The 4974-nt window shown below is 72.5% G+C and carries 4 protein-coding genes and 1 pseudogene; all 5 read right to left on the bottom strand.

The window, feature by feature from the left end; all coding sequences use genetic code 11:
• Positions 1-165: pseudogene (locus tag D7294_RS31415) on the bottom strand (ATP-binding protein); the annotation flags it as partial.
• Positions 146-769 (bottom strand): DUF742 domain-containing protein, encoded by a 624-nt coding sequence (locus D7294_RS31410; RefSeq protein WP_120685222.1) that lies wholly within the window; start codon positions 767-769, stop codon positions 146-148. The pseudogene D7294_RS31415 and the gene D7294_RS31410, both read right to left, overlap by 20 nt.
• A gap of 106 nt (positions 770-875) precedes the next feature.
• A complete protein-coding gene (locus tag D7294_RS31405; RefSeq protein WP_120685224.1) occupies positions 876-1289 on the bottom strand; it encodes a roadblock/LC7 domain-containing protein in 414 nt (137 codons plus the stop codon).
• Positions 1290-1299: 10 nt separating this feature from the next.
• The gene (locus D7294_RS31400; RefSeq protein ID WP_241562757.1) at positions 1300-4119 is read right to left on the bottom strand and encodes a sensor histidine kinase; all 2820 of its coding nucleotides are present in this window, start codon (positions 4117-4119) and stop codon (positions 1300-1302) included.
• 589 nt (positions 4120-4708) lie between these two features.
• Positions 4709-4974: ATP/GTP-binding protein (locus D7294_RS31395; protein WP_174248482.1), on the bottom strand; the 266-nt coding region annotated here is incomplete at its 5' end.

Below are 4974 nucleotides of genomic sequence, written 5' to 3'. Positions count from 1 at the left end.
CGCCGAAGTCATCACCGCCTCGGTCCGCAGCGGATTGATCTCCGACACCGACCCCACAAACGTGGTCTTCCCCACGCCGAACCCGCCCGCGATCACGATCTTCGCAGACGTCGTGGAACGGGACGGCGCGGAGAGACCGGCGTCGTTAGAGCTTGCGAAGTCCACTGAGCACCCTTTCGAGCAGTGTCACATCTGGCTGGCCACCGGGATCACCCTCGTGCCCCGGCTGGTGAATGGCGACGAGCCCCGCCTCGGCCAGGTCGGCCACCAGAATCCGCGCCACCCCCAGGGGGAGGGACAGCAGCGCGGAGACCTCGGCCACCGACTTCACCTCGTAGCAGAGCTGGCAGATCCGCTGGTGCTCCGGGAGCTGGCCCTGGAGCTGGACCGGGTCCGCCGAGGTGCTCACCAGCGCCTCGATCGCCAGCTGGTAACGCGGCCTGGTCCGGCCGCCCGTCATCGCGTACGGGCGCACCAGTGGCTGCGGCTCGCTGTCGAACTGACGCCGGGGCTGGGCGGGTTGAGACGCCTCGGGCGGCTTCCACTCCCGTGCCCTGCCGCCGCCGGAGCCGGGGCCGCGGGCCGCCCCGTGCGGCTCCTCCGCGCCGGCCACCCGTGGCTGGGCCGGGGCGCCCTGGTGCGACTCCGGCATCGGCCGCCGGCGCGAGCCGCTCGGCGCCGAGGGGAAGTTGAAGCGCCCCGAGCGCCCGGTGCCGTGCGCCTGCCCGGGGTACTCGTTTCCGTATGGTCCGCCTGGGGGCGTTGCCACAGTTCCTCCTCCGACTGCCTCTTGCTCTGTAGCGGATGCCGTGCCCGACGCCTCGCCACGTCCCAGCACCTTACGGGGCGCAGGCCCAATCCACACAAGGCGTCTGCTAGTTGAGCAGGCTCCCCTGGAGCTCTGCGCGCAGGTCGGGCGTCAGCACGGTACCGGCACGATCGACAAGCAACGCCATCTCGTACCCCACCAGACCGATATCGGCCTCCGGATGCGCAAGCACCGCAAGCGAAGAACCATCCGAAATCGACATGATGAAGAGGAACCCCCGCTCCATCTCCACCACCGTCTGATTCACCGCACCACCCTCGAAGATCCGCGACGCACCAGCCGTCAACGACGTCAACCCGGAAGCCACCGCCGCAAGCTGATCAGCACGATCCCGCGGAAACCCCTCCGACAACGCCAGAAGAAGACCATCGGCGGACACCACCACCGTGTGCGACACCCCAGGGGTGTTGTCCACGAAATTAGTGATCAACCAGTTCAGGTTCTGCGCCGCCTGGCTCATCGGGCTCACCCTAACGCTCCTGCTCGTATTCGTCGTTCCGCGCGCCGCGACCCTGCTGTGCGCCGCGGCCCTGCTCTACTCCGCGACGCAGGCTGCTCAGCCGGCCACGGACGTCCTTCGGGTCCCGGGAGACCCGGCTGGCCTGGGGCCCGCCGCCGGCGGGCCCGGGAGTCGAGTGCTCGGTCAGGTTGGCCCGCGGCACCCGCCTGGGGAGCCCGGCCGAGGTGGTGCCACCGGAGCGCTCCTCGCGGCGCGGCCCGCGGTCCCACCGCACTTCCCCGGCCGTGGAAGACGCCGGGGACTCTTCGCGCAGTCGCTGTGCCGGTTCCTCCTCGGGCCGCTGCCGCTTTCGTGTGCTACGGCGGGGAAGCCCCGCGCCGGGCGAGGGGTGCCCCGCCGCTTGTTCTTCGGGGCCCCGTGGTCCATCGAAGCCTACGCGCTGCCCGCTGTCGACGGGACCACCGTGGGGAGATTCCGTGTAGCCCTGCGACGGGTCGAACGCGGGCTCTCCATGTGCCCGTTCGGCCCGGTGGGCCCCGGGGCCGGGGCCGAGGGCCGCCTGGCCCCTGGCGCGCGAGAGCGACCTGCCGAGGGTGCCCAGCTCCATGGTCTGCGCCGCGGCCCCGTACCTGGAGTCGTCGAAGCCGAGCTCGGCGGCCGTGCGGGCGCCGGCCTCGCGGTCGGCCGCGGTGATCTGCGCCTCCTCGGGCGCGATCCTGGAGACGGTGAACCGCTCCTCGGCCGGCTGGGCCGGCCTGCGGTGGCTGCCCCCCGCGCTCTGGACGGCGATGCCGGGGAGCATCACCAGCGAGGTGGTGCCGGTCTGCTCGCCCGCCGGGCGCAGCTGCACCCGGATGCCGTGCCGCGCGGCGAGCCTGCCCACCACGAACAGGCCCATCCGGCGGGACACCGTGGCGTCCACGGCCGGGGGCTCGTCCAGCCGCTTGTTGATCTCGGCGAAGTCCTCCTGGGTGAGACCGATGCCCTGGTCGTGGATCTCGATCATGATCCGGCCGTCGGGCAGCCGGGTGGCCGCCACCCGGACCGGGGTCTGCGGCGAGGAGAAGGTGGTCGCGTTCTCCAGCAGCTCGGCGAGCAGGTGGACCAGGTCGTTGACGACGGGGCCCTTGACCTGGAGCTCGGGCACGCCGGTGAGCTCGATGCGCGAGTACGCCTCCACCTCGGAGGCCGCGGCGCGCAGCACGTCCACCAGCGGCACCGGCTGGTTCCACCGGTTCTTCGGCTCCTCGCCGGCGAGCACCAGCAGGTTCTCGCCGTTGCGGCGCATGCGGGTCGCCAGGTGGTCGAGCGTGAACAGGTGCTCCAGCTGGGCGCCGTCGGACTCGTTGTTCTCCAGTTCGGTGATCAGGGCGAGCTGGCGCTCGATCAGGCCCTGGTTGCGGCCGGAGAGGTTGGTGAAGATGGCGTTGACGTTGCCGCGCAGCATGGCCTGCTCCGCGGCCAGCCTGACCGCCTCGCGGTGCACCCGGTCGAAGGCGCGGGCCACCTGGCCGATCTCGTCCCGGCCCACCGCCTGGATCGGCGCCACGGTGGTGTCCACCTTCCCGGGGACGGTGCGGGACAGCGACTCGACCACGGAGGGGAGCCGGTTGTCCGCCACCTCGATGGCGGCCGCGCGCAGCCGGCGCATGTCGCGGCTCATCGTGCGCGCCATCAGCCAGGCGGCCAGGAAGGCGAGCAGCACGGCGAGCAGGACCGCCGCCGCGTTGACGACCATGTCCCTTCTGGCGACCGAGGCCGCGTGCGCCGCGTCGTTCACCGCGCTGTCGACCATCTCGCGCTCGACCGTGCGGTACGCGTCGAACTCCGCGGTGGAGGCGGCCCAGAAGGCCCCGGCGGTGATCCCCGCCTCGGCGAGCTGGCCGGGCGATCCCCCGGCCGCGATGCGCTCCACCATCTCGTCCAGCGGCGGCGCGTCGGGGTCCTCGGCGGCCCGGTCCTCGGTGGCGGCGGCCATCTCCCGGATCAGCCGGTCGTTCTGGTCGTCGGTGCCCGAGGAGCGGTACTCGGTCTCGGCCAGGTTCTCCAGGTAGAGGTAGGAGCTGAACTCCGTCAGCTGCTCCCTGAGGTACCGCTCGCTCGGGCCGGGCGCGACCAGCAGGTGCAGGCCGATGACGCGCTGGAGCGAGCTCGCCGACTTCGCCAGGGAGAGGGTGTAGACGATGCGGCCGTAGGAGACGAGGTTCTCGCCGCTGAGGTTGAGCTCGTTGGCGAAGGTCAGCAGCGGGCGGACCAGGTTGACGTATCCCTCCTCGGTCTGCGCCCCGGGCAGCTCCCCGGTGAACGCCCGCCGCCGCAGCGGCTCGAGTTGGGGCTCCACCTGGCTGACGGCCGCCATCCGGCGGGCCAGGCTCTCGGTCTGCGGCGCCCGCGCCGCGGCCTGGTAGAAGGCGTCGCGCGCCTCGTCCGTGGTCCTGCGGACCTCCGCGATCTCCGGGTTTTCCGTGTCGCCCTCGAGAAGCGGCCGGGCGGAGACGTCGCGCTCGTTGGTCAGCGCCTGCGCGTAGGAGGTGGCGGCCCGCGCCAGCTCGGCGGTCCGCTGGGCCGCGCCCGCGTCGTCCCAGTCCTGATAGGAGTCGTAGACCCGGACGCCGCCGAGCGCGAGGGCCACGGCCACGGGGATCACGACGATCGCGTACAGCTTGGTGACCACCCGCCAGTTGCGGGGCGCGAATCTGGAGCCCGTGGGGACGGCTTCTTCGCCGCCCTGGGCCGGGGCCGCCGGGCGCGCCGGCGGCGCGCCGCGCCGGGGGGTCGGGGAGTCGGCGGACTCCCTCGAATGGGTGGGAGTCTCGGTGCTGCGCCTCACGGGCCTGTCACCTCTCGGCATCGCCACACGCGTCGCGGATGATCCGCTCTCTGCTGCGGAGTCGTGGTGGATTCCAGCATGCCAAGCGAAGACTTTCCAATCCCGTGCCGGGTGCGGTCACCCGGCGGAGGGGAAAGGGCAAGTCGCCGCCGATAAATGGGGCATTGCGCCCCAGCCGCGGCAACTGCGGCATTCTCCGGCGGCCCGCAGCCGGGCATTGCGGGCGTCGCGCCCCGTGCCGCGGCCGGGCGATGAGCGGAACGGAACGGCCCGCTCGCCCAGCGTGCTCGGCATTGCGCGAAGGAAGGGCAGAATACGGCGCCGAATTGTTACCAAGTCGCGCGGGGACCGGCTTGGGATGGCACTGCAACCGCACTGCAATCGGAACGCAATCACGCGCAAGGTTTCCGCCCCGGGCCCGTGGGCCCGGGCTTCTCCCCACCCGCCGCCGGGGACGGCGCCGCGGCGCCCGGCGCGGCGCCGGGAGCGAAGGCGCCCTGGGGCTTCGACGGCCCGCGCAACGGCGGCCGGCGGCCGTCCGGCGGGAGCGCCGGGCCCCGGGGCGGTGCGCCGCGCGGCCGGGCACGGGTCAGTGCAGGCGCGCCAGCAGCGCGTGCTCGACCAGGGTGATCAGCGCGCTCTTCGCCTCGGACCTGACCCGGGCGTCCGTCGTGATGATGGGCACGTCGGGGCCGATCTGGAGGGCCTCCCTGACTTCCTCCGGCACATAGGGCTGGTGGCCGTCGAAGCCGTTGAGGGCGATCACGAACGGCAGCCCGCTGTTCTCGAAGTAGTCCACCGCGGGGAAACAGTCCGCAAGCCGCCGGGTGTCCACCAGCACCACCGCGCCGATCG

The sequence above is a fragment of the Streptomyces hoynatensis genome (assembly GCF_003626535.1).
Lineage (GTDB): Bacteria > Actinomycetota > Actinomycetes > Streptomycetales > Streptomycetaceae > Streptomyces > Streptomyces hoynatensis.
The sequence above is the reverse complement of the archived record's forward strand: the minus strand, read 5'-3'. Positions and strand labels throughout refer to the sequence as shown.

Bases quoted from the DNA above. Each gene is read 5' to 3' on its own strand.
- D7294_RS31405 (WP_120685224.1), bottom strand. From the start codon at position 1,289: ATGAGCCAGGCGGCGCAGAACCTGAACTGGTTGATCACTAATTTCGTG.